We start from the raw sequence: 25,513 nt of genomic DNA on the forward strand, positions 1-25,513 counted from the left end.
AAGACTTTTATAATGACAACCGGTGATTTCCCGCTGCCCGATTGGCCGGGCAAGGTTGACGATGATCCGGGGCATGAGCGGATCGCGGCTTGTCTTGTGATGGATATCGGGCGTGCTGCACAATGGGCGGGTGAGGTGCTTTTGCAGGTTGGCAAGGTGCGCCAAGGTCTTGAACCCTCTTGGGAAATGGCGATGAATGCCTACATCTTGAATGTCGGGTCGGACACGACCGAGATCGCGCCGGTTTATGATGAAGCGGGTGAAAGCCCGGTGACGGTCCGCACCGATGACCTTGAGGCGGCGCTGAGGGCATGGATATCAAAGCTCTCGGAAAGTCCGGATTAACCGGGCGGAAAGCAATTTGCCCGAAGCTGGGCGTGGTTGGACAGGATGAGTAAAGCGATTTGAACCCGGCATTCTGGCGTATTCCCGCATGTGCGATGGTGATATTGGCGGTGGCATTTGTCATGTCCGCGAGCCATCCCGCATTGGCGCAAAGCGGCGGTGGCAAGGACGCGCCGTCTGATCCGTTGGAAAAATTCCTGCATCAATATGTCGAACATGCCGGACTTCCCGGCGCCGTGGTGGCGATTGGGTATGGCGGGGGCAATGTGCGCTATGCCGCGACCGGTTATGCCAGTGTCCGACCCGAAACCGGCATGACGCGGGATCGGCAGTTTTATATCGGATCGCTGACCAAAATGATGACAGCGGTTGTGACCTTGCAACTGGCATCCGAAAAGCGGATTGATCTGGCCGATCCGATTGGCAAATACCTGCCTGAAGCCTTCCGTGATCGCATTGCCAACGCGGATCGTGCGACCATTCGTGATTTGCTGCGCAACAGTTCGGGTATTCCCGATTATCTGGATGGCGAGTTCTTTTTCGAGCTGGTGGGGCGTGACCCGCAGCATGGCTGGCGCAATGTCGAGCTGTTGCCGCTGATTGCCGATCGGGAAGCCTATTTTGCGCCGGGAACAAACTATGCGCCGTCCAACAGCAATTTCATCCTGCTTGGCGTGATGATCGAGGCGGTCGAGGGTGACCATATCGAGGCAGTGTTCAATCGCCGGATTTTCGAACCGGCCGAGATGATCAACACATCCTTTGGTCGGGTTCCCCGGCCCGCATCACTGGCGCGCGGCTTTGATGATGCCAATGGCGACGGGCAACTTGAAGACGTCACCGATTATGATGTGGGTGATCAGCTGGCCGATGGCGGGGTGATTTCAACGACCGAGGACTTGGTCAAATTTGCCCGTGCGCTTTTTGTCGAGGGAGTGCTTCTGGGCCCGAACGCGATTGAGCGGGCAACGACCGATACCGTTTTTGCCGGTGACGGGTCTTATGGCTATGGGCTTATGATCGGTTCAAGCGACTGGGGACCGGTCTGGGGGCATGACGGGATCTATTTTGGCTATTCCGCGGAGTTTTCCTGGTTCCCGGAACAGGACACGGTGGTGGTGTTTCTCGCCAATGGCCGGGCGCTCAATGAAGTGCCGTCCGTGACCAGCATGCTGATGACCGGTTTGTTCGGCAAGCCGGAATAGGGCCACCTCGCTGCGTTGCTAATGATTCCCTGCCTGCGGCGGGCTCACTATGCCGCACCGCAAAAAAGTGGCTTGCAGTGAAAAGCGAGTTTGGGTAATTTTCGTAAAAATAAATATCAAATATTGTACGAATATTATCAAACGGGAGATTCCTGATGGCTGCTGCCCCACGTCCGCGCCGTTCTGTTTTGTATATGCCGGGATCGAACGCCCGCGCCCTTGAGAAGGGCAAAAGCCTTCCGGCCGACGGGCTTATTCTGGATCTTGAGGATGCGGTGGCACCCGATGCCAAGGATACGGCGCGCGATCAGATTGTGAGTGCGCTTTCCGAGGGCGGCTATGGCAAACGCGAAATCCAGATCAGGACCAATGGCCTGAACACGCCGTGGGGGTATGCAGATATTGTTGCGGCCGCCAAAACATCGGCCGATGCCATCCTGCTGCCCAAGGTCGAAAGTGCCGATACGGTGCGACAGGTCGCCAATATCATGGAGGCCGAAGGCGCGCATGCGGGCATGACCATCTGGTGCATGATGGAAACGCCGCTTGCGATGCTCAATGCCAAGGAAATAGCCGGGGCGCATCCGCGTTTGGGCGGGTTTGTCATGGGGACGTCGGATCTTGCCAAGGATCTGAACTGTGCGCATACGCCGGATCGTCTGCCGATGGTGACCAGCCTTGGTCTTTGCCTGTTGGCGGCACGCGCCTATGGGCTTGCGATCCTTGATGGTGTGCATCTTGATCTGTCGGACGATGCCGGGTTTGCCGCATCCTGCAAGCAGGGGCGCGAGTTTGGCTTTGACGGCAAGACGCTTATTCATCCCAAAACCATTGCAGCGGCCAACGAAGCCTTTGCCCCGGCAGAGGCCGAGATCGAATGGGCGCGTAAAATCATAGCTGCGCACGAAGAAGCCAGTGCGGCGGGCAAGGGTGTGGTTGTGGTCGATGGCAAACTGATTGAAAATCTGCATGTGGTGTCGGCCAAGAAACTGGTCGCGATGGCCGATTTGATCGCGGAAATGGACGCCGCCTAAGCGCAGCATCAGCATCAGACAAAACGGGTCGCGCCGAATAATGAAAATGGCTGCATTCAAGACAGCCAAACTGGCGCGCACCGGTGTTTTACAGAAAATCCGGCCTTTCAGGGAGGCAATCGAATGTCAAAGACCAACCCGGGCAATTATTTTGAGGATTTCCAGATCGGACAGGAAATCCGCCATGCCACCCCGCGTACGATCACAAGCGGGGATGTGGCACTTTATACCGGGCTTTATGGCCCGCGCTTTGCCGTGCAGTCGTCTGACGAGTTTGCCCAAAGCATCGGCTATAAGGCCGCACCCGTCGATGACCTGTTGGCGTTTCACATGGTGTTCGGCAAAACGGTACCCGATGTGTCGCTCAATGCCGTGGCCAATCTTGGGTATGCCGGGGGGGTGTTTGGCGTTCCGGTCTATCCCGGCGATACGGTCAGTTCGGTTTCCACCGTCACCGGGATCAAGGAAAATTCCAACGGCAAGACCGGTGTGGTTTATGTCAATTCCGTCGGGCGCAATCAGCGCGGCGAGATGGTGCTTGATTACAATCGCTGGGTCATGGTGCGCAAACGCGATGAAAGTGCCCCGGCCCCGGAAACGGTCCTGCCGGAATTGCCCGGCGTCGTCGCGCCCGAGGCATTTCAGATCCCGGTCGGCCTTGATGTATCGGGCTACTCGACCGAGCTTTCCGGATCACCGCATCGTTGGGATGATTATTATGTCGGCGAGAAGATCGATCATGTCGATGGCATGACCCTGGAAGAAGCCGAACATCAGATCGCAACAAGGCTTTATCAAAACACCGCCAAGGTTCATTTCGATCAGGTCGCGGCCAATGGCGGGCGATTTGGCAAGCGGTTGATTTATGGCGGGCATATCATTTCGCTGTGCCGGGCCCTTTCATTCAACGGGCTTGGCAATGCGTTCCGGATTGCCGCGATCAATGCCGGGGCACACGCCAATCCGGCCTTTGCCGGGGATACGATTTTTGCCTGGTCGGAAGTTCTGGGCAAGTTCGAGATGCCCGGTCGTCGTGATCTTGGCGCGCTTCGCCTGCGTCTTGTCGCGGTCCGCGATCGTCAGGCCAGTGACTTCCCGCTGAAAGACGCGGATGGCAAATACCAGTCTGATGTGTTGCTTGATTTCGACTACACGGTGCTGATCGCGCGCTGACTCGTCATAAATCCTGGGGTGGCTTAACTTTTCGTTTGGCTGCGCCAGGGTAATTTCGCCGCGCGCCTGGGCCCGGTCTTGATCGGGTGCGGGCGCATTCATATGTGTTTGCAATAAATAAGACCCGATCCGCTGGCAGTTTCCTTGCGTAAGAAGGTCTAATTGTGCGATTGCTAAAAGCACGTTACGCCGTAAGTGAATGACCCGTGTCCTTCGCAGCACCCTTCCCGCAGGGTGTTTACGGTGTCTGAGAGGTCAACCTACGTAGTTTAACGGAGGCAGTTGAGGCGTTTTGTCACTGATTTCTTTGGTTTACAAAGGGGTTCAGATTGACTCAAACCCGCTGCATGGGTAAATAAACCCTGCTTTCCCGCCAGCTACTTTGAGAAGAGGCAATTCCGCTATGAGCAAAGCCAATCGGCCGCTGTCTCCGCACTTGCAGGTGTACCGGCTTCCGATGACGGCAAAGATGTCCATCTCCTTCCGCGTGATGGGTGTCGGCCTTGCCATTGGTTTCGTATTTTTGGCGTCCTGGCTGATTGGTGCCGGCGCTGGTCGTGAAGCCTTTAACGGCTATCACGGATTTTTCACCTCGTGGTTTGGTCTGCTGCTGCTGTTCGGTTGGACGGCGGCGTTTTATTACCACGCCTGCAACGGGATCCGTCACCTTGTCTGGGATACCGGTCGCGGCCTGACGAATGAGGGTGCTGCCAAAGGCAACCCGATCGTCCTTGGCGCGGCAGTCGTGCTGACCATTCTCACCTGGATCATCGGTCTGGCCTAAGGCCGGGCAAGAGGGGACAACTTGTCATGAAGATGCAATCCGATCTGGGCCGTGTCCGCGGTCTCGGTTCTGCCAAAAGTGGCTCTTCGCACTGGTGGACCCAGCGCGTTACGGCTGCTGCAAACCTTCCGCTCGGCATCTGGTTCATTGTTTCTATACTTGCCGGGCACACGGCGAATTACGATGCCGTTCACGCTTGGTTGAGCTCGTATTTCCATTCAACCATGATGATCTTGATGATCGTCAGCGTTGCCGTGCATTTCACGCACGGCCTGCAGGTTGTGATCGAAGATTATGTGCATAACCGTAAAGCAGAAGTGATCTCGCTGATGCTGATCAAGGCGGTCGCAGCGTTCTTGTCTGTGGCGGCCATCGTATCAGTCCTGCGTATCGTTTTTGCCGGAGCCTGAGCCAATGAGTGAATCTTATAAAATTATCGACCATAACTACGACGTCGTTGTTATGGGTGCGGGTGGCGCGGGTTTGCGCGCGACACTGGGTACGGTTGAAGCCGGCCTGAAAACCGCATGTATCACCAAGGTCTTCCCGACCCGTTCGCACACCGTTGCTGCCCAGGGCGGTATCGGTGCATCGCTTGGCAACATGTCCGAGGATCACTGGCAGTGGCATATGTATGACACCGTCAAGGGTTCGGACTGGCTCGGTGACCAGGACGCGATCGAATATATGTGCCGTAACGCCGTTCCGGCGGTTCATGAACTTGAACATTACGGCATGCCGTTCTCGCGGACCGAAGATGGCAAAATCTATCAGCGTCCGTTCGGTGGTCACACCCGTGACCACGGCAAGGCGCCGGTTGAACGTGCCTGTGCCGCAGCTGACCGTACCGGTCATGCCATGCTGCACACCCTCTATCAGCAGTGCCTGAAGCACAAAGCAGAATTCTTTGTCGAATATATCGCCCTTGATCTGATCATGGACGAAGACGGTTCGTGTAAAGGTCTGGTCGCCTGGGATCTCGATACCGGTGAGCTGCATCGCTTCAACGCCAAGATGGTCATTCTGGCATCTGGCGGTTATGGCCGTGCGTTCTTTAGCTGCACCTCGGCCCATACCTGTACCGGTGACGGTCATGGCATGGTGGCCCGTGCAGGTCTTGGTTTGCAGGATATGGAATTCGTTCAGTTCCACCCGACCGGCATTTACGGTTCAGGCTGCCTGATTACCGAAGGTGCCCGTGGTGAAGGTGGTTATCTGACCAACTCCGAAGGCGAGCGTTTCATGGAACGTTATGCGCCGACCGTTAAGGACCTTGCATCGCGTGACGTTGTTTCGCGCGGTATGGCACAGGAAATCCGTGATGGTCGTGGTGTTGGCGAACACGGCGAATACATCCACCTGCATCTTGAACATCTTGGTTCGGAAGTGCTGTGGGAACGTCTGCCGGGTATTACCGAAACCGCGAAAATCTTTGCCGGTGTTGATGCGACCAAGGAACCGATCCCGGTCCTGCCGACGGTCCATTACAACATGGGCGGTATTCCGACCAACTATAAGGGCGAGGTTCTGCGCCCGACCGCCAAAGACCCGAACGCGATTGTTCCGGGCCTGATGGCGGCTGGTGAAGCAGCCTGCGTTTCGGTCCACGGTGCAAACCGTCTGGGTACGAACTCGCTGCTTGATCTTGTTGTGTTTGGCCGTGCGTGCGGTATGCACGCCGCTGAAGTGGTCGATTCCAAGGCATCCTTCAAGGAGCTTAAAACCACCGATGGCGACGAGGCGATTGCACGCTTTGACCGTCTGCGTTGGGCAAAAGGTTCGCGTCCGACGGCTGATATCCGTTTGGAAATGCAGCGCGTCATGCAGGGTAACTGCGGCGTGTTCCGGACCTCGGAAATCCTTAAAGAAGGCAAGGACAAGCTTTCTGAAACCGCCAAGACGCTTCCCGACGTCGGTGTTTCGGATCGATCCCTTATCTGGAACTCGGACCTGGTCGAGACCCTCGAGCTTGAGAACCTGATGACCTGTGCCGCTGCAACCATGAATTCGGCAGAAGCGCGTCATGAATCGCGTGGTGCACATGCCCACGAAGATTTCCCGAAGCGTGATGACGAAGTCTGGATGAAGCACACGATTGCGACGGTTGACACCGAGAAGGGCTATGGCGTTGATCTGACCTATCGTCCGGTCAACAACTTCACGCTCACCGATGAAGTGTCGTATATCGAGCCGAAAGAGCGCGTCTATTAAGGCGCGGCAAGAGAGGATTTGAGAGATGGTAGAATTCAATCTTCCCGCCAATTCGGTCGTCAAAGAGGGCAAAACGTTCTCTGCGCCGGCTGACGCGAAGAATGTCCGTGCGTTCAAGATTTACCGTTTTGACCCGGACAGTGGCGATAACCCGCGTACCGACACCTATGACATCGACCTCGACAAATGCGGGCCGATGGTTTTGGACGCGCTGATCAAGATCAAGAACGAGATCGACGCGACCCTGACTTTCCGCCGTTCTTGCCGTGAAGGCATTTGCGGTTCGTGCGCGATGAACATCGATGGCCGTAACACGCTTGCGTGTCTCAAGCCGATCGAAGACATCAAGGGCGAAGTAAAGATCTATCCGCTGCCGCATATGCCGGTGGTCAAGGATCTGGTGCCGGATCTGTCCCAGCCTTATGCGCAGCTCGCATCCATCGAGCCGTGGCTTAAGGCCGACAGCCCGACCCCGCCGGATGGCGAACGTCTGCAGTCGCGTGAAGAGCGTGCCAAGCTTGATGGTCTGTGGGAATGCATTTTGTGCTTCTCCTGCTCGACCGCGTGCCCGTCTTATTGGTGGAACTCCGACCGTTACCTCGGCCCGGCTGTTCTGTTGCAGGCATATCGCTGGTTGGCTGACTCGCGTGACGAATATACCGGTGAACGTCTCGATGCGCTCGAAGATCCGTTCCGCCTGTATCGTTGCCACACGATCATGAACTGCACCAACACCTGCCCGAAAGGCCTGAACCCGGCCCTTGCGATCACCGAAATCAAAAAGATGATCGCGGAACGCCGCGCGTAAAGCCGCAGGCTTGTTGCCCTGATATTGGCGTTTAGCGCCAGCTTGTTAAAGCCGCCGAGGATCAATGATCCCGGCGGCTTTTTCTTTTGGTCGCATGATGTTAACCCCACAATTACCCAAATGCGCTATGATGGCGTCTGGCTTTCTGCACCAGTATGGGAATGACAACCTTGATTGACCGCCACCCGTTTCATTTCAGATCAACGCGTTTCGCAATGGTTGCCGGCATGATGCTTGGCCTTGCCGCCTGCGGGGAAACTGCCCCGAAGTGGGAAGCGCAGGATATGTTTGCTGCGCCCACCGAGCAAAAGGTTGATGACCGCTATCGGGCGATGATTGATTTCAAGGCCATGGCGCGCGATGCGGCGGGCAAGGAATATGCCGCTGGTCCGAACGCCACCGTGATTGGCGCGGTCGAGGAAGCGGTTGCCATGTGCCAACAGGCCAATGCACAAGGCTGCAAGGCGGTGCGGGTCGGGCTGACCTGGGTGGATGGACTTGATCAAAGTGCGATTGAAAGCGTGATCACATCTTACCGCGATACCATGACGGCCGAGGCCTATCAGGCGGCAGGGCAGGGCAATATGGGGGCGGCGAACTGGCTGGCCTATCATTATGCGGTGCGCGGCGAAAACCTGCAGGAGGCCGAACGCCTGTCAAAGCAGGCCTTGCAGGTGGCCCCGGATGATCCCGGTGCGCTTGATACCTATGGGTTGATCCTGTATCGCCAAGGGCGATATCAGGAAGCCGAAGAAGTGTTTATCCGTGCCAACAAGGCAATGCCAACGGCCGAGCATATCGCGCATTTCGCCGATAATGCGCTGGCGATGGGCAAGACTGAAATGGCACGCGCGGCCTATCAGCGCGCGTTGGAGGCGGGGGCTGGTCCGGTACTGTCCCAGACAATTCAGAAGCGCTTGTTGGCATTGGACCTGAATGGCGGGGCGGCGGCCCCGGCGCAGTAAGAAGTATCTGCAACAGGAAAAGAAAAAGGCCGGGAATTCCCGGCCTTTGTTATTTCGTCACTTTGCTGCGTTATGCCCAATCAAGCGTGATGACTTCGCCGTCTACCAGTGGCAGGTCGACTTCATTGAGGTTGTTGCCCGGACCTGTGCGATCCACGATCAAAAAGTCGCTGTCTTCTTCAAGCACGAGCAACGGGTGATGCCAGACGTTTTTGGCGTAGGTAACACCTTGGGTGCCATCAGAAAGAAACGCGCGCAGGTCTTCGGGTTTTGGCGTTTCAGTGCCCGACGCGACGACAATCAGGAACTTCTGACCTGCAAGCGGGATGAAGGCCTGCGATCCCAGCGGATGGCGTTCCATCATCTTGATTTCAATCGGCTTGGGACGCGGCGTGCCGCGAAAGATGCTGATGATCGGGGCGCCACCTTCGTCACCGACATCGACGCGCGAGATATCATGGAACCGGGTCGTGGTGCCCTGATTGATCTTGTAGGTGTCACGTGCGGTGGTAGTCGAAATCACCTCGCCAAATGGCGCAAAGGCATCCGGGGTCAGATATTCGATGGGAAGCTGCATGACCCTGCCCCGTTACTTGGTCGGTTTGCCAAGAATGCGCAAACGGCTGATGCCGCCATCGGGGATCGAGTTGACCCGAAGATGGGTGACCGGACCATTGACGGTAAGTGCGGATACATCGAATTCGTGGATGTGGTCCGCCTGCATTTTGCTTTCCGGCAGGATGGTCGACCAGAACATCGAACGTGCACGCAGTGACTTGTCCTTTTCACCGTCGACAAACGCGCCCTGAATCGAAACACGGTCGGGATAGTTGCCCTTGAAGTGGCAGGTATCGACGATGATTTTTTCGATCTCTCCGGGATTGCCGAGCTCAACAATCAGCCATTCATTGCCCGGTTCGCGACGGCGGCGGGTTTCCCAGCCATCGCCCATATTGGCCCCGCGACCCGGGGCCAGAATGGCATTGGGATTACCGTAATGGGCATCCGACCAGCCAACAACCACACCGCCATTGATCATCGCGGCGAGATCGACCTGTTCGCCCTTGGCGGCCATTTCCGTCCAGTCGCGGTTCGGGCGACCATAAACGCGCAGGCGCGCGACACCGCCATCGGGATAGATGTGCAGGCGCACATGGGTATAGATCGCCTCGGACGTGACATCGGCATAGTGATGCGCACTGGCGCCAAGGCCCAGTGGGGCAACGATTTCATGCCATTTGGTGTCTTCGGTCGGATCGCCACTTGGGCAATAGCAGCCTTCAAGCGATGCGGCCGGCGGGAAGTTGCCGGTGAAGTGGCTGGTATCGATATCGACACCGTAAATTCGGCCCGATGTCGCCAGACGGACGACACAGTAATCATGGCCTTCGACGCGTTTGCGGCGGCTTTCCCAGCCATCCATCCATTTGCCGTGATCGTCATAGCGGTCAGGGTAAAACACCGCGTCGGCGGTTTGCAGCATGCGCTGCTTGTCGGCGAAGAAATCGTCGGTCGCAAAGATTGCTTCTGCGCCCAGACGTTCGTCGGCCAGATTGACAAAGCGCCGTGCAAATTCCGGCGCGTCGGTGTTTTCCTGATGGCTCATGGTCTTTTTATCCTGAAATGGTCGTTTATTATCTGGCGGTCACAGGTGCTTGCTGCTCGTGGTGCTGTGGTTAACCCTACAGCGCTTCGAGCCGCAATTTGGCAATGCGGTGAACCTGTGCAATCGCCTCATTGAATTCGGTTTCCGGGTCGTTTTTCACGCGCCGCTCGAACGCTTCGAGGATATCGGTGCGATGGAAACCCTTGACCGCAAAGATGAACGGAAAGCCGAACTTCTGTTTATAGAGATCATTAAGTTCGGTAAAGCGGGCAAGTTCACCCGGTGTGCATTGATCAAGCCCGGCGCCCTTTTGTTCGCTTTGTGATGACTCGGTCAAATCAGCTAGCGCAAGCTTACCGGCCAGATCCGGGTGGGCGCGCAGAAGCGAGAGTTTATCATCATCAACCGCGCCATTGACGATGGCCGCCATGGCATCGGCAAGGGCCGCAGGGTTATCGAGGTTTTTCGTGATGCCGCGTTCATAAAGCTGATGGGCAACCCACGGTGAATGTTCGTAAACCCAGCCATAAAGCGACACGAACGCGCTTTCGGCGAGTGTGCTGGGCGGGCGGGTTTCAAACAGGGATTGGGTGGTTTCTGTCATTGGGACCTTGTGTTTCCTTATTCGCCGCCAAACGGGTGATGTTCGCGCCAGTGACGGGCGATATCAATCCGGCGGGCAAACCAGACATTGTCGTGGCTCTGGACATAATCGACAAAGCGCTTGAGGGCCGCGAACCGGCCCGGACGTCCGACCAGACGGCAATGCAGACCGATCGACATCATGCGCGGGGTTTCGGTCCCTTCTTCGTAAAGGGTGTCGAAGCTGTCCTTGAGATACTGGAAATATTGTTCACCGGAATTAAAGCCCTGCATGGCGGCAAAGCGCATGTCGTTGGCATCAAGGGTGTAGGGCACGATCAGGTGCGGGGTGTCGGTCTGGGTGCTCCAGAACGGGAGTTCGTCACTGTAATCATCGGCGTCATAGAGGAAGCCACCTTCCTCAGCCACCAGGCGCCGGGTATTGGGGCTGGTGCGGCCAGTATACCAACCCAGCGGACGTTCGCCGGTGACGTTCTTGATGATCTCGATCGCCTTGTGAAGATGTTCGCGTTCCTGATCTTCTGGCATGTATTGATAATCAATCCAGCGATAGCCGTGCGAGCAGATCTCGTGACCATCCTTCATGGCGACTTCGCCGACTTTGGGGTGGCGGGCCAGCGCCATGGCGACGGCAAAGATGGTGATCGGGATCTGGCGTTCGCGAAACAGGTTCAGAATACGCCAGACGCCAACGCGCGAGCCATATTCATAGATCGACTCCATGCTCATGTGGCGGACGCCTTCGCGCATGTCAGCACCGATGATTTCAGACAAGAAGGCTTCGGATGCGCGATCGCCATGCAGGATGCAGTTTTCACCGCCTTCTTCGTAATTCAGCACGAACTGAACAGCAACGCGCGCCTTGTTCGGCCAGTTGGCCTTGGGCGGGTTTTCACCATAACCAATCAAATCACGCGCATATGTCTGGTCGTTCATGCGAACCTTCTCCTGAATTCTGTGGGATTGATCCCGTACGCCCGGCTTTGTTGTCGGGCCTGTTTGGTGTAGCATTAACCATCGGCCGCAGCGCAGCAAGAAAGAAACCTGCGGATGCGAAGCCAACGACGTGCCGCACTATCAAGGCTGTTTTGATAATGTTCCTGGACGGGATCAGATCGGGGCCACGTTTTTCGCGGTCTTTCACAGCGTTTTGCCTGTGTTTCCGTTCATAATGCCTGAAACGGTTCTATTCGTTTTTCAAAGATTTGTTGATATAGTTTCACGTTATCGCCTCTTTCCCCCGGACGGGGTGTAATGCGACGATTTTAGATCGCTTAAAAATGGTTCGGCACAAAACTTCATAAACAGAATGCCGTTCCCGGGGAGAAGCGACCGCTCATAAAATTAAAGAACGAGAGAGGAGGCCCGGCATGGGACGACTGACCACCCATGTACTGGATACGGCAAAAGGCTGCCCGGCCGCCGGAATCCGCATTGAGCTGCATCGCTTTGGCAACGGCCATGATGACTTGGTTGCCGAAGCCGTGACCAATGCCGATGGCCGCACCGAAGGCCCGATGCTTGAGGGTGCCTCTTTCAAACCCGGCCAGTATCAGCTTGTTTTCCATGCCGGTGATTACTTTGATGCCAGCGGGACAGAGCTTCCCGATCCGAAATTCCTCGATCAGGTCGTGATCCGGTTTGGCATTTCTGATGGGCAGGCGCATTACCATGTGCCGCTGTTACTGTCGCCGTTCGGCTATTCCACCTATCGCGGTAGCTGAGGACAGACATGGCAAGTGCGACCGGATCCTTCCGTTCTGATATCCGTTTTTTGCTCGGCGACGAGGAACGCAGCCTGCGCGATATTGATCCGCAGATGACGGTTCTTGAATATCTGCGCCTTTCCGAGCGCAAATCAGGCACCAAGGAAGGCTGTGCCGAGGGCGATTGCGGGGCCTGCACGGTTGTGCTGGGCGAACCCGATGGCAAGGGTGGCATGGCGTATCGCACGGTGAATGCCTGTATCCAGTTTGTCCCGACCCTTGATGGCAAGCAGCTTTTAACTGTCGAGCATCTTAAATCGACGGACGGTACCCTGCATCCGGTTCAGCAGGCGATGGTCGATACCCACGGATCGCAATGCGGTTTCTGTACGCCGGGCTTTGTCATGAGCCTGTATCAGCTTTGGCTGGATGGTGGCGAAGATGACCGCGGTGCGATCAATGATGCGCTGGCCGGGAACCTTTGCCGTTGCACGGGCTATGGCCCGATTATCGAGGCTGCGCGAAAGGCCGGTGGTGTGGCAGCCAACGACAGTGCGGAGCAAAAACGCCGTGCGGATATTGCCGCCAAACTGACCGCGATGGTCGAAGGCGAAGGCACGCTTGCGCTTGAACATCCGGCAGGGCGTTATTTTGCGCCGCGCACGTCTGATGAATTAGCGGCCCTTTTGGTGGCGCACCCGGATGCCACGGTTCTGGCCGGGGGGACGGATGTTGGTCTTTGGGTGACCAAGATGCTCAAGCGTCTGGATCCGATCATTTACATTGGCGATGTCGCCGATATCCAATCGGTTTATGAAACCGAAGATGCGCTGATTATCGGGGCCGGTGTCACCTATAGCCGGGCGCATGAGGCGCTGGGGCGGGTGGCTGCCGATATTGGCGAGCTGGTCCGCCGGATTGGCTCAAGACAAATCCGCAATGCCGGGACCGTGGGCGGCAATATCGCCAACGGATCACCAATTGGCGATACGCCGCCGGCCTTGATTGCCCTGGGGGCGAAGATCGTTCTGCGCATGGGCGATGTGCGTCGTGAAGTGCCGCTCGAAGAATTCTTTATCAGCTATGGCAAGCAGGACCGGGTTGCGGGCGAATTTGTTGAAAGCGTGATTGTGTCCAAACCGCACAGCGGACTGGTGTTCAAGGCCTATAAAATCTCCAAACGATTTGATCAGGATATCACGGCCGTTCTCGGGGCCTTTGCCATCAAGGTTGATGATAACGGCAAGGTTTCCGAATTCCGTGCGGCCTTTGGCGGTATGGCAGGCACCCCGATGCGGGCGAAAAAATGCGAAGCGGCCCTGATCGGCAAGGATTGGAATGAAGCCAATCTCAATGCGGCGCAAATGGCACTGGCCAGCGAGTTTGAACCGATGACCGACATGCGGGCATCGAAGGAATATCGCATGCTGGTCGCACAGAACCTTTTGACCAAGCTGTTTATCGAAACCAATGCGCCGGATATTGCCACCCGCCTTGTCGGCAAGGAGGCGGCCCATGTCTGATCAGGGTTTGAAAGCCGATATGGACGAGGTTGTTGCACCGACCGCGGGACTGAGCGGTGGGGTGCGATCAAGTTCCAAACATGATAGCGGCCCGAAACATGTGGCGGGCGAGGCGGTCTATATTGATGACATCAATGAGCCGTTTGGAACGCTTCATCTGGCACCGGGCGCGTCAAACATTGCACATGGCAAGATTACCAAACTGGACCTGTCGAAGGTCCGCTCGGCCCCCGGCGTGGTTTGCGTTCTGACCGCCGATGATATTCCCGGCGTGAATGATGTTTCGCCTGCCCACACCCATGACGAGCCGGTTCTGCCCGATGGCATCGTGCAGTTTTATGGCCAGCCGGTCTTTTGTGTCGCCGCCGAAACGCGTGCGCAGGCCCGTGCCGCGGCCCAACTGGCCGAGATCGAATATGAAGAACTGCCAGCGGTTCTTGATGTGACCGAGGCACTGGAAAAGCAGCATTTTGTTGCGCCCCCGCATGTGATGAAGCAGGGCGATGCCAAATCGGCATTGGCCCGCGCCAAGCATCGCCAAACTGGTCGGATGGAGATTGGCGGGCAGGACCATTTTTACCTGGAAGGCCATATCAGCTTTGCCATTCCGGGCGAGGATGGCGATGTGTTGCTGCATTGCTCCACGCAGCATCCGTCCGAGGTGCAGCACAATATTGCCAATGTGCTGGGCCGTCCGGCCAATGCGGTGACGGTCGAGGTGCGCCGCATGGGTGGCGGGTTTGGCGGCAAGGAAACGCAGGCGATGCAATGGGCGGCGCTGGCGGCCATCGTTGCAACCAAAACCGGACGTCCGGCCAAGTTCCGTCTGGATCGTGATGATGACATGGTCATGACCGGCAAGCGTCATGATTTCATTGTCGATTATGATGTCGGCTTTGATGATGACGGGCGGATTTGCGGCCTTGATCTTCAATACGCGGCCAATTGCGGTTTTTCGGCCGATTTGTCAGCCGCAATTGCCGACCGGGCGATGTTCCATACCGACAATGCCTATTACCTTGGCGATGTTGAAATCCGGTCGTATCGCTGCAAAACCAATCTTGTGTCCAACACCGCGTTTCGTGGATTTGGCGGGCCTCAGGGGATGGTTGCGATTGAGCGCATCATTGATGAAATCGCGATGACCGTCGGGCGTGATCCATTGGATGTGCGCATTGCCAACTATTACGACACCAAGGATCGCAATACGACGCCATACCACATGGTGGTCGAAGACAATGTCCTTTCGGAATTGACCGACGATATCCTGAAAGCCAGCGACTATCGCAAGCGCCGCGAAGAGATTACGGCGTTCAATGCCGAAAGCCCGGTTTTGAAAAAGGGCCTTTCCCTGACGCCCGTGAAATTCGGGATTTCCTTTACCACGACCTTCCTGAACCAGGCGGGCGCGCTGATCCATGTCTATCAGGATGGGTCGGTGCATCTGAACCATGGTGGGACGGAAATGGGCCAGGGCCTGTTTATCAAGGTCGCCCAAGTTGTGGCCGAGGAATTCCAGATCGATCTCGATCAGATCAAGATCACGCCCACCAATACCGGCAAGGTTCCCAACACATCGGCAACCGCGGCCTCAAGCGGGGCAGACATGAACGGCATGGCCGCACGTGATGCGGCGATGACGATCAAGAACCGCCTGATTGCCTTTGCCGCCGAGAAATATGGTGTGGCGGAAAGTACTGTGCGCTTTGTGCCGGGCAAGGTCATTGTCGGTGACAAGGAAAAGCTCGCCTTTGCCGATCTGATCAAGCAGGCCTATCTGGCGCGTGTGTCGCTGTCGGCCACCGGCTATTACGCCACGCCGAAAATCCATTATGACCGCGAAAGCGCATCGGGCCGTCCATTTTATTACTTTGCCTATGGCATGGCGTGCTCCGAAGTTTTGATTGATACCCTGACTGGCGAATACAAGGTGACGCGGGTTGATATCATTCATGATGTTGGCCGGTCGTTGAACCCGGCGATTGACCTTGGCCAGATTGAAGGTGGCTTCATTCAGGGGATGGGCTGGCTGACATCCGAGGAACTTTGGTGGGATGATAAAGGCAGCCTGCGCACCCATGCGCCGTCGACCTATAAAATCCCGGCATGTTCGGATCGACCGGAAGATTTCCGTATGGAGCTGTGGTCGTCCGGACGAAACGTTGAAAAAACCATTCACCGATCCAAGGCGGTTGGCGAGCCGCCCTTGATGCTGGCGATTTCCGTGCATCGGGCGATTGCCGATGCGGTGGCCTCGGTCGCCAATCACAAGGTTGTCCCGGCCCTTGATACCCCGGCAACGCCCGAGGCGGTCTTGCATGCCGTGGCCGATTGCGCCAAGCACATGATCGAAAAGGTTCATTCAGCACAATCGATGGCGGGGGAATAGGACATGACCCTGTCGCGGCGCGATCATATCAGGCTGTTGTCTGAACCCGGTCTGGTGATGCTGGTCAGTGTTGCGGCCATTCGCGGATCAACCCCGCGGGAAGTTGGGGCCTTCATGCTGATAACGCCGGATTCGATTTCGGGCACGATTGGTGGTGGCAACCTTGAACATCAGGTCACACGCCGGGTGCGCGAAGGTTTTGACGCGGGTGCCGACGAGATGGCCGTTGCCGAGATCGCCCGGTTCCCGCTTGGTCCCGGTCTTGGGCAATGTTGTGGTGGATCGGTCGAGGTTGGTTTTCATCTGTTGCGCGGGGTCGCCAAAGAAACGCTGCGCACGGTTTTGCACGAAATCGAAACCGCACCGATCCGTGCCGATGGCCATTGGGTGACGGTTCCGACCGATTGCAGCGACATCGGGCGCGTAAGTGGCGCGCATGCCAAGATGCTCTCGGGCAGTTTTGGTGCGGCCCGCGGCGGGATTGTTACGTTAAACGGGGTGGAAACGCTTTGTTTGCGCCTTGATGACGCGCGCACGCCAATGTGGATTTTTGGTGCCGGGCATGTTGGCAAGGCGGTTGTGCAGGCCCTGGCGCCTTTGCCGTTTGATATTCACCTGATCGATTCGCGTGATGAGTTTCTGGCGGGTGTTGAAGGTGAAAATGTTCAGGTTTGTCAAAGTGATAAGCCTGAGTCTGAGGTCGCCGATATCCCGGCCGGGGCGCATGTTTTGATCTTAACGCACAACCATGCGCTTGATTTCGAGATCTGCCGGGCGGCTTTGGTGCGCGATGATCTTGGATTTGTTGGCATGATCGGCAGCCAAACCAAGCGCGCACGCTTTATCCGACGTCTTGCTGATCGGGGGTTGAGCCCGGTTGAAATCGGTCGTCTGACCACTCCGATTGGAATTCAAGGCATTACCGGCAAACAGCCGGTGGTGATTGCGGCATCGGTTGCCGCACAGGTGCTATCGGTGCGTGAAGCACAGATGACGCAAACGCAAATGCCGAAATCCGCATCAGACGGGTTGGGCGACGCTTAAGGCCTTCTTTGAGGGCAATATTAATGATAAAGGGCCGCGCAATGACGGCCTGTCAGGTGGTTCGGGCAACCGGACCAGAGGTTTCGTAGAGGAGAGTTTGGCTGTGTGTGACGCCAAGGGCCATATGCGCCATGCCGTGGATTTGTCGCGGCAAAAGATGGATGAGGGATGCGGTGGTCCGTTCGGGGCAATCATTGTTCGCAATGGCGAAGTGATTGCAGAAGGATGGAACAATGTAACATCCCAGAACGACCCGACCGCCCATGCCGAGGTCAGTGCCATTCGCGCGGCCTGTGCCAAGCTTGGCACGTTCAATCTGTCAGGCTGTGAAATCTATACCAGTTGCGAACCTTGCCCGATGTGCCTGTCTGCGATTTATTGGGCCCGTCTTGACAAGATCTATTACGCCAATGGCCGCGAAGATGCTGCTGCCATCGGATTTGATGATCAGTTTCTGTATGATGAGGTGGCAAAGCCGATCGAAGATCGTTCATTGCCAATTGTGCATGTCGATTTGCCCGAAGCGCGCGAAGTGTTTGCCGCCTGGGATGCCAAAGCCGACAAGATCGAATATTGAGACCGTTTGACTGCAATGCGTTATGCGGTAAAACCGCGTGCTGGATGCAAGACATATCGCTAAATGGGGGTGGCAACAGTGACGTCAACGACCGGTGAAGCCGGGGCAAATACCGTGAAGGGGGCTGGTGGGCCTGCGCAATTGGAAGTGCGCGGCGTGACCAAGGCCTTTCCGGGCTGTCTGGCCAATGACGATATCAGTTTCCGTATTGAGCCAGGTGAAATCCATGCGCTGTTGGGGGAAAACGGTGCTGGCAAAAGTACGCTTGTCAAAATCATCTATGGCGTGCTGCAGGCCGATGAGGGCGAGCTGATCTGGGAAGGCAAGCCGGTCACGATCGCGAGCCCGCATGATGCGCGCGAAATGGGGATCGGTCTGGTGTTCCAGCATTTCTCGCTGTTTGAAACCATGACGGTGCTTGAAAACATTGCGCTGGCGATGAATGACGTGCGCGATATGGACGCGCTGCGCAAGCAGGTGCTTGAGGTCGAAAAGACCTATGGTCTGCCGCTTGATCCGGATCGTCATGTTTACACGCTGTCGGTTGGGGAGCGTCAGCGCATCGAGATTGTGCGTTGCCTGTTGCAGAATCCCAAACTTCTGATCCTGGACGAGCCGACCTCGGTCCTGACGCCGCAAGAAGTCGAAAAGCTGTTTGAGACGTTGCGTCGTTTGGCCGATGAAGGCTGTGCGATCCTTTATATCAGCCACAAGCTGCATGAAGTGAAGGCCCTGTGCCAGAAGGCAACTGTGCTGCGCGGCGGCAAGGTTGTTGGCGGCTGTGACCCGCGCGAAGAAACCGCAAAATCGATGGCCGAAATGATGATCGGCCAGAAACTGACCGCGCCGGATCGGGGTAAATCCCGCGAATTTGGCGATGTGCGGCTTGCGGTTTCCAACCTGTCGCTTGAAAGTGATGAACAGTTCGGTACCGACCTTAAGGGGATTAATCTTGAGGTGCGCGGTGGTGAAATCATGGGCGTTGCCGGGGTTGCTGGCAACGGTCAGAACGAATTGTTCCGCGCCCTTGCCGGAGAAACCGAACAGCAAGCCGCCCCGGATAGCATCAAGATTGATGGCAAGTCGGTTGCGCATTTCGGCCCGCGCCGTCGTCGTCGTCTGGGCGCAACGTTCGTTCCCGAAGAACGCAACGGCCATGGGGCTGTGCCGGACATGAGCCTTTCGGAAAACGGGTTCTTGACCGCATTCCGGCGCATGGCGCTTTCGGCCCGTGGTCTAATCCGCGAAGTCCCGACCAAGTCATTTGCCGATAACATCATCAAGACTTTTGATGTGCGCACCACCGGTTCGGGGGCCGAGGCCGGATCGCTTTCGGGCGGCAACCTTCAGAAATTTATCGTCGGGCGCGAGATTTTGCAGGACCCGGGTGTTCTGGTGATTTCCCAGCCGACCTGGGGCGTTGATGCCGGGGCGGCCAGTGCCATTCATCAGGCATTGCTGGATCTGGCCGCCAAGGGCACGGCGGTTCTGGTGATTTCGCAGGATCTCGACGAGATTTATGCCATCTGTGACTCGGTGGTCGTGATGGCGGAGGGCAAAATGTCCAAGCCGCGTCCGATGGCCGATGTCAGCATCGAGGAAATTGGTCTGTTGATGGGGGGACTTCATGATCTTGAAGGCAACGCGACCCCGGCGAACAACACGCAAGTAGAGGGAGGTCGCGTTGGTCAGGCTTGAACCCCGTCGCCAGCATTCACAGGCGATGGTTTATCTGTCGCCGGTTCTGGCAATCCTTATGACGCTTGTCGTCGGCGGGATCATCTTTGCCTTTATGGGCAAGAACCCGTTTGACGCGCTTTATACGTTCTTCATTTTGCCGATCAATAACAGCTATGGCATTTCCGAGCTGTTCGTGAAGGCGACCCCGCTTGTCATCATTGCGGTCGGTCTTGCCATGGGGTTCCGGGCCAATGTCTGGAACATCGGGGCTGAAGGCCAGTTGACCATGGGGGCGATCTTTGGCGGGGGGCTGGCGCTTTATTTCCATGACAGCGACAGCGTGCTTTTGCTGCCGGCCATGTTTGTGCTGGGCGCGCTGGGCGGTGCGTTTTGGGGGGCGATCCCGGCATTGCTGCGCACGCGCTTTAACGCCAATGAAATCCTGACCAGTCTGATGCTGACCTATGTCGCGACGCTGTTTCTAAGCTTTCTGGTGCATGGTCCTTGGCGTAACCCGGAAGGGTTCAACTTCCCGGAATCACGTCCGTTCCCGGATGCCGGTTTGCTTCCGATCATCTTTGAAGGATCGCGTGTGCATCTTGGTACGGCCGTTGCCGTGTTTGTCGTAATCGCCGGTTGGTTGTTGCTGTCGAAATCGGTGATCGGGTTCCAGTTGCGCGTTGTCGGCAAGGCCCCGCAGGCCGCCCGCCATGTCGGGTTCCGTCAGAAACGCATGGTCTGGTTTACCCTTCTTCTGGGCGGTGCGCTGGCCGGTTTGGCCGGTTTGTTTGAGGTGTCCGGCCCCATCGGGCAGCTTCAGCCATCGATCTCGCCCGGTTATGGCTTTACCGCGATTATCGTGGCCTTCCTTGGGCGTTTGCATCCGGTTGGTATTTTGTTTGGTGGTTTGATTATGGCGCTGACCTATTTGGGTGGCGAACTGGCGCAGATTACACTCGGCCTGCCGAATGCTGTGACTGGGCTTTTCCAGGGGATCTTGTTGTTCTTCCTGCTGGCCAGTGATGTCTTGACCAAATACCGCATTCGTTTCGGCTCCATCGCGGCAAAAGGGAGAACCGCATAATGGAATGGATTGTTCCCTTTATCTTGACCGTGATCACCGCCTCGACCCCGCTTTTGCTGGCGGCATCGGGTGAGCTGATTACCGAGAAATCTGGTGTGCTTAACCTTGGTGTTGAAGGCATGATGCTGGTCGGCGCGATTGCCGGTTTTGCGGTGACGGCATCAAGCGGCTCGGCCTCTCTGGGTATTCTGGCCGCTGTTGTGGCGGGCACATTGATGTCGCTGATCTTTGCATTTTTGACCCTGACTCTGATGGCCAATCAGGTGGCGACGGGTCTTGCGCTGACGATCTTCGGGGTTGGTTTTTCAGCCCTTGTCGGATCGGGCTTTGTCGGCTTTGCGATTGATCCGCTGCCAGCCCTTTCGATCCCGGGCATCAGTGCCATTCCGATCATCGGTCCTATCCTGTTTGGGCAGGATTTCCTGGTTTATCTGTCAATCGCGGCTGTGATCGGGATTGCTTGGTTCCTGTCCAAATCGCGCGCGGGTCTCATTCTTAAGGCCGTTGGGGATTCCCATCATTCGGCGCATGCGATTGGCTATTCGGTGATCAAGATCCGCTATCTTGCCACCATGTTTGGCGGGGCGATGGCGGGCCTTGGTGGCGCGTATCTGTCGCTTTCATATACGCCGATGTGGGCAGAAAACATGACGGCCGGTCGTGGCTGGATCGCGCTGGCGCTGGTGGTGTTTGCCACGTGGCGTCCGGGGCGTCTGGTTGCCGGGGCCTATATGTTTGGCCTGATCTCGGTGATGCAGCTGCATGCGCAGGGGGCCGGCATTCATGTGCCCAGCCAGTTCATGTCGATGTTGCCGTATCTGGCGACCGTGATCGTGCTGGTGATTATTTCAAGCGACCGTGCGAAAATCAGACTGAACGCGCCGGCCTGTATCGGTCAGGCGTTCAGGGCCGCCCAATAGGGTTTCGGTGGCCTTAACAGCGGGACCGGAACACGTTAAATGATGTTTCGGCCCGACGACGGGAGGAAGACTGTACTTGCCAAACCTCACACAAGCCGGTCACGGCTTGGCCGGTTTGTCTGAGATTTGGTTTGTGCAGGAACGCGTCATTGATTGCGATCAGGAATTACGTATAAATCCTGATTGAGTGTCTAACAGGGAGACTGAAACTATGAATGCAAGCCTCGTGAAGCGCACACTTGCCGCCGTTGCGGCTGTTGGTGCCCTCGCAACCGGCATGGGTGCAGCCCAGGCCGAAGACGTTAAGGCCGGTTTTATCTATGTCGGCCCGATTGGTGACCATGGCTGGTCTTACCGTCATGACATTGGCCGTCAGGCCATTGAAGCTGAACTCGGCGATGCTGCTTCGACCAGCTATGTCGAAAGCGTGCCGGAAGGTGCAGATGCTGAACGCGTGATCCGTCAGATGGCCCAGACCGGCCACAACCTGATCTTCACCACCTCGTTCGGTTTCATGAACCCGACCGAAAAAGTTGCCAAGCAGTTCCCGAATGTCAAATTCGAACATGCAACCGGTTACAAGCGTGCTGACAACCTTTCGACCTATGCCGCACGTTTCTATGAAGGCCGTTATGTTGCTGGTGTGATCGCCGGTAAAATGACCAAGTCGAACATCGTTGGGTATGTCGGCTCCTTCCCGATCCCGGAAGTTGTCCGTGGTATCAACTCCTTCATGATGGGCGCATGGTCGGTTAACCCGGACGTGCAGGTCAAAATCGTTTGGGCCAACACCTGGTATGATCCGGGCAAGGAAGGCGATGCTGCCAAGGCCCTGATTGACCAGGGTGCAGACATCATGGTTCAGCACACCGACAGCCCGGCACCGCTTCAGGTTGCTGAAAACCGTGGCGTGCTTGGTTTTGGTCAGGCATCTGACATGATCAAGTTCGCACCGAAGGCACAGCTGACCGCGATCGTTGATAACTGGGACAGCTACTATGTTGCCCGCGCCAAGGCCGTTGCCGATGGTACCTGGGAATCCAAAGACACCTGGGGTGGCATTGATACCGGTATGGTCGAAATGGCACCGTACACCAACATGCCTGACGACGTGAAAGCCTTGGCAGAAGAAACCGCTGCCAAGATTGCTTCGGGTGAATTCCACCCGTTCACCGGCCCGATCTATGATCAGGCAGGCGAACTGCGCGTTGCAGAAGGCGAAGTTGCTGATGACGGCATGCTGCTTGGCATGGACTGGTACATCAAAGGCATCGATGCCGAACTGCCGAAATAAGTCGGATTTCCGATCCATCCGGATCGGTTAAATGACGAAGCCCCGTGCATTAGCTTGCGCGGGGCTTTTCTTATGACGGTTTGTCAGGATGGCTTCTTGGAATTGGGCCGACTTGGTTCATCTGACTTTTCATAGGCGATCATTTCGGTTTTTGGATGCCGTAGGGCATAGAGTGCTGCGCGCCAGCCATGCAGCTTGACCTTGTGTTCGCGGGTTTTACCGGCCCACTTGTCGCGGAAGCGTTCCATATCTTCACGGCGACTGAAATAGATCACCATATCGACAATCGGGGCATTCTGGTCGCCACGCGGGAGTTCGATATTCCGAATACCCATCGTCCAGTTCTTGCTCATGACATTGATGTCGAGCCAGTCCAGCACAGCTTGGGCGGAATGTTTCTCGTGAATAACGACACGATATGGAAAATTCCGAAGATCTTTCGACATCGGTGTGTCCCTGACGGTTCCCGTTTGCAGCGATGATACATGAAATCGTTACAAAGTTGCTTAATTCATGAAGGGGGTTGTGTCCGGTTTCGCGCATGTCGCGTGGATTACCGATAGTGGAAATCCGTGATTGGCGCAGAAAGAAAAATGGTAAGCGCAGGTTGAATATCTACTAATCGGATAATACTTTATCCAATAATAATTCCAGATTACTGTGTTAGGTATTGAGAATGAAACGTGTGGAAAAATAATATTTAGCTTCGCACGACCATTTTCACATGATAATCGAGTAATTCATCCTGCCCGCAGCCCGAAATTGCGGGCATGTTTGGAAATAAAAATAAAGTATCGGGGTCTTAAAGGTGAGTGAAAAGCCTTCAGGCATTCAGCCTTCTGGGCGGGAGCGTCATTTCAAACCGGACGAGTTGATCGTCAGCAAGACGGATCTCAAAGGGCATATTACCTACGCCAATGAGGTGTTTTTGCGCCTTTCTGATTATTCGGAAGGTGAGGTTTTGGGGAAGCCGCATGCGCTGATCCGACATCCGGATATGCCGCGCAGCGTTTTCAAGCTTATGTGGGACCGGATTTCATCCGGTCACGAGATTTTTGCCTATGTCGTGAATATGGCCAGCAACGGGGATCATTATTGGGTCTATGCCCATGTGACGCCGACCTTTGATGCCAGTCACAAGGTGATTGGATACCATTCCAACCGCCGGGTGCCCGATCCAAAGGTTCTGAGCGAAACGATCATTCCTCTCTATGCGGAACTCCGCAAGATCGAGGACAGTCTGCCCAATCGCAAGGATGGCATGAATGCCGCATCCGAGGCCTTGTCACAGAAGCTTTCTGATATGGGCATGTCGTACGACGAGTTTATTCAAAGTCTCTAGAGGATCGCAAAGCGGTTCCCGGAAACACAAGGTTTGAGGTTCTAATGTCGCTGTTTGGTAGTTCAAAATCAGGTATCAAAAAGGCACTGGACGTGGTCCTGGCCGCAGCCGATGGTGATTACGAAGCCCGTATTACCAATGTCGACAGTCATCCTGACATGCGCGAACTGTTTATTGCGATCAACCGGCTGATTGACCGCAATGATGCGTTCCTGCGCGAAAGTGCGGCATCCATGGGGGCGGTTTCCGAAAACCGTTATTACCGACGCATTGTCGAAACCGGGCTGGTCGGGGATTACCTTTCTTCGGCCCAGCGGATTAATGCGGCCAGCGCCTCGATTGAACAGAAACTTTCCGGCTTTGCTGAAATTCTTGGTGAATTCAAAAGCGGTTCCTTTGCCGCGGTTGATGACATTGCCAATGCCGCATCCGCCCTTTCCGAGGCATCCGGCGACGCCAATTCCATCGCCCATGAAACCAGTTCACGTTCAACCAACGTTGCCGCGGCAGCCCGCCAGACGGCGGCCAATGTCAGCGAACTTTCGGCCGCATCCGAGGAGCTGAACGAGGCAATCCGCAATGTGTCCGAACAGGCACGTGAATCGGTTGAGATCGCCAATCGTGCCAACGGCCTTGCCCAGGAAACCGATGGTCGTATCGGACAGCTGGAAGCGGCGGCTGGCGAGATCGTTGAAGTGGTCAGCTTTATCCGTGACATTGCGGCTCAGACCAACTTGCTTGCGCTGAATGCGACGATCGAGGCTGCGCGCGCCGGTGAAGCCGGCAAGGGCTTTGCCGTGGTTGCCAACGAGGTCAAGGGACTTGCCAACCAGACCAGCAAGGCAACTGAAAGCATCGAAGAAAAGGTTCAGGACATTCAGACGGCGATTGAGCAGTCGGTTGGCTCGATCCGCGAAATCGCAGGTGTGATCGATGATCTGGCGGCACGTTCGGACACGATTTCGGGCAATGTCGAAACCCAGGCGAACTTGTCGACCAACATCACGCGCAATGTCGAACAGGCATCAAGCGGCGCACAGGAAGTCACCGACAATATCACCGTGGTTTCCGATATGGCCGGGCGTACCGGGGAAGCTGCCGATACCACACGCGACATGGCCAGTCGTCTTGCCGATCAGTCGGAAAGCCTGCGCAATCAGTTGGGTGTCTTCCTCGATACCATCGAAAAGCTGCTTTATACCGCCAAGAAATAGCCGCTT

Annotated in this window: 25 protein-coding genes; 20 read left to right on the top strand and 5 right to left on the bottom strand. The window is 56.2% G+C overall.

Annotation, left to right across the window (positions count from 1 at the left end; genetic code table 11):
- Nucleotides 1-12: 12 nt before the first annotated feature.
- From WBY09_RS03235 to WBY09_RS03275, 9 genes are all read left to right on the top strand, one after another.
- Complete coding sequence (locus tag WBY09_RS03235) at nt 13-345, top strand: hypothetical protein (protein ID WP_336231959.1); 333 nt, start codon at nt 13-15, stop codon at nt 343-345.
- A gap of 122 nt (nt 346-467) precedes the next feature.
- On the top strand, nt 468-1,550 hold the full coding sequence (locus tag WBY09_RS03240; protein WP_336231960.1) for a serine hydrolase domain-containing protein: 1,083 nt from the start codon (nt 468-470) through the stop codon (nt 1,548-1,550).
- Nucleotides 1,551-1,705: 155 nt separating this feature from the next.
- Nucleotides 1,706-2,584, top strand: a complete 879-nt coding sequence (locus WBY09_RS03245) for an HpcH/HpaI aldolase/citrate lyase family protein (protein ID WP_336231961.1) — start codon at nt 1,706-1,708, stop codon at nt 2,582-2,584.
- 123 nt (nt 2,585-2,707) lie between these two features.
- Entirely contained in the window at nt 2,708-3,757 is a 1,050-nt protein-coding gene (locus WBY09_RS03250; protein WP_336231962.1) for a MaoC family dehydratase, read from the top strand.
- Nucleotides 3,758-4,160: 403 nt separating this feature from the next.
- On the top strand, nt 4,161-4,541 hold the full coding sequence (gene sdhC / locus WBY09_RS03255) for a succinate dehydrogenase, cytochrome b556 subunit (protein WP_008888453.1): 381 nt from the start codon (nt 4,161-4,163) through the stop codon (nt 4,539-4,541).
- Nucleotides 4,542-4,567: 26 nt separating this feature from the next.
- Complete coding sequence (sdhD, locus tag WBY09_RS03260; RefSeq protein WP_008888452.1) at nt 4,568-4,951, top strand: succinate dehydrogenase, hydrophobic membrane anchor protein; 384 nt, start codon at nt 4,568-4,570, stop codon at nt 4,949-4,951.
- Nucleotides 4,952-4,955: 4 nt separating this feature from the next.
- On the top strand, nt 4,956-6,752 hold the full coding sequence (gene sdhA, locus WBY09_RS03265; RefSeq protein WP_197146138.1) for a succinate dehydrogenase flavoprotein subunit: 1,797 nt from the start codon (nt 4,956-4,958) through the stop codon (nt 6,750-6,752).
- Between the two features lie 25 nt (nt 6,753-6,777).
- Nucleotides 6,778-7,560 carry a succinate dehydrogenase iron-sulfur subunit gene (locus tag WBY09_RS03270; RefSeq protein WP_008888450.1) on the top strand — a complete coding sequence of 261 codons (783 nt, stop codon included), beginning with the start codon at nt 6,778-6,780 and terminating at the stop codon, nt 7,558-7,560.
- 170 nt (nt 7,561-7,730) lie between these two features.
- A complete protein-coding gene (locus WBY09_RS03275; protein WP_336231964.1) occupies nt 7,731-8,525 on the top strand; it encodes a tetratricopeptide repeat protein in 795 nt (264 codons plus the stop codon).
- Nucleotides 8,526-8,595: 70 nt separating this feature from the next.
- On the opposite strand, the gene WBY09_RS03280 is transcribed toward WBY09_RS03275, so the two are convergent.
- From WBY09_RS03280 to puuE, 4 genes are all read right to left on the bottom strand, one after another.
- Entirely contained in the window at nt 8,596-9,102 is a 507-nt protein-coding gene (locus WBY09_RS03280) for an ureidoglycolate lyase (RefSeq protein ID WP_336231966.1), read from the bottom strand.
- Between the two features lie 12 nt (nt 9,103-9,114).
- Nucleotides 9,115-10,131, bottom strand: a complete 1,017-nt coding sequence (gene alc, locus WBY09_RS03285; protein WP_336231967.1) for an allantoicase — start codon at nt 10,129-10,131, stop codon at nt 9,115-9,117.
- Nucleotides 10,132-10,207: 76 nt separating this feature from the next.
- Nucleotides 10,208-10,735, bottom strand: a complete 528-nt coding sequence (gene uraD / locus WBY09_RS03290) for a 2-oxo-4-hydroxy-4-carboxy-5-ureidoimidazoline decarboxylase (protein ID WP_336231968.1) — start codon at nt 10,733-10,735, stop codon at nt 10,208-10,210.
- 17 nt (nt 10,736-10,752) lie between these two features.
- Nucleotides 10,753-11,670, bottom strand: coding sequence for an allantoinase PuuE (puuE, locus tag WBY09_RS03295; protein WP_336231969.1), 918 nt, complete (start codon nt 11,668-11,670; stop codon nt 10,753-10,755).
- Between the two features lie 434 nt (nt 11,671-12,104).
- Here puuE and uraH point away from each other — a divergent pair, with 434 nt between their 5' ends.
- The 9 genes from uraH to WBY09_RS03340 all read left to right on the top strand — a co-directional run bounded on the left by uraH (nt 12,105) and on the right by WBY09_RS03340 (nt 22,951).
- Nucleotides 12,105-12,458 carry a hydroxyisourate hydrolase gene (gene uraH / locus WBY09_RS03300; protein ID WP_063086743.1) on the top strand — a complete coding sequence of 118 codons (354 nt, stop codon included), beginning with the start codon at nt 12,105-12,107 and terminating at the stop codon, nt 12,456-12,458.
- 8 nt (nt 12,459-12,466) lie between these two features.
- Nucleotides 12,467-13,963, top strand: coding sequence for a xanthine dehydrogenase small subunit (gene xdhA / locus WBY09_RS03305; protein ID WP_336231970.1), 1,497 nt, complete (start codon nt 12,467-12,469; stop codon nt 13,961-13,963).
- Complete coding sequence (gene xdhB / locus WBY09_RS03310; protein ID WP_336231971.1) at nt 13,956-16,352, top strand: xanthine dehydrogenase molybdopterin binding subunit; 2,397 nt, start codon at nt 13,956-13,958, stop codon at nt 16,350-16,352. The genes xdhA and xdhB overlap by 8 nt, the downstream gene beginning before the upstream one ends.
- 3 nt (nt 16,353-16,355) lie before the next feature.
- Complete coding sequence (xdhC, locus tag WBY09_RS03315; RefSeq protein WP_336231972.1) at nt 16,356-17,396, top strand: xanthine dehydrogenase accessory protein XdhC; 1,041 nt, start codon at nt 16,356-16,358, stop codon at nt 17,394-17,396.
- 103 nt (nt 17,397-17,499) lie between these two features.
- Nucleotides 17,500-17,973, top strand: coding sequence for a nucleoside deaminase (locus tag WBY09_RS03320; protein ID WP_008888438.1), 474 nt, complete (start codon nt 17,500-17,502; stop codon nt 17,971-17,973).
- Between the two features lie 63 nt (nt 17,974-18,036).
- Nucleotides 18,037-19,671 (top strand): ABC transporter ATP-binding protein, encoded by a 1,635-nt coding sequence (locus WBY09_RS03325; RefSeq protein ID WP_064779943.1) that lies wholly within the window; start codon nt 18,037-18,039, stop codon nt 19,669-19,671.
- Entirely contained in the window at nt 19,658-20,737 is a 1,080-nt protein-coding gene (locus WBY09_RS03330) for an ABC transporter permease (RefSeq protein WP_287444068.1), read from the top strand. Before WBY09_RS03325 ends, WBY09_RS03330 begins: the two co-directional genes overlap by 14 nt.
- Complete coding sequence (locus WBY09_RS03335) at nt 20,737-21,657, top strand: ABC transporter permease (protein WP_063086754.1); 921 nt, start codon at nt 20,737-20,739, stop codon at nt 21,655-21,657. The genes WBY09_RS03330 and WBY09_RS03335 overlap by 1 nt, the downstream gene beginning before the upstream one ends.
- A gap of 226 nt (nt 21,658-21,883) precedes the next feature.
- Nucleotides 21,884-22,951 carry a BMP family ABC transporter substrate-binding protein gene (locus WBY09_RS03340; RefSeq protein ID WP_083952729.1) on the top strand — a complete coding sequence of 356 codons (1,068 nt, stop codon included), beginning with the start codon at nt 21,884-21,886 and terminating at the stop codon, nt 22,949-22,951.
- An 83-nt stretch (nt 22,952-23,034) separates the two neighbouring features.
- Here WBY09_RS03340 and WBY09_RS03345 read toward each other — a convergent pair whose 3' ends face one another.
- On the bottom strand, nt 23,035-23,397 hold the full coding sequence (locus WBY09_RS03345) for a hypothetical protein (RefSeq protein ID WP_197146127.1): 363 nt from the start codon (nt 23,395-23,397) through the stop codon (nt 23,035-23,037).
- A gap of 362 nt (nt 23,398-23,759) precedes the next feature.
- On the opposite strand from WBY09_RS03345, the gene WBY09_RS03350 reads away from it, so the two are divergent.
- Nucleotides 23,760-24,293 (top strand): PAS domain-containing protein, encoded by a 534-nt coding sequence (locus WBY09_RS03350; RefSeq protein ID WP_008888432.1) that lies wholly within the window; start codon nt 23,760-23,762, stop codon nt 24,291-24,293.
- A gap of 44 nt (nt 24,294-24,337) precedes the next feature.
- Entirely contained in the window at nt 24,338-25,507 is a 1,170-nt protein-coding gene (locus WBY09_RS03355; protein WP_063086759.1) for a methyl-accepting chemotaxis protein, read from the top strand.
- Nucleotides 25,508-25,513 lie beyond the last annotated feature (6 nt).

Source organism: Thalassospira sp. CH_XMU1458 (genome assembly GCF_037027205.1).
GTDB lineage: Bacteria > Pseudomonadota > Alphaproteobacteria > Rhodospirillales > Thalassospiraceae > Thalassospira > Thalassospira tepidiphila.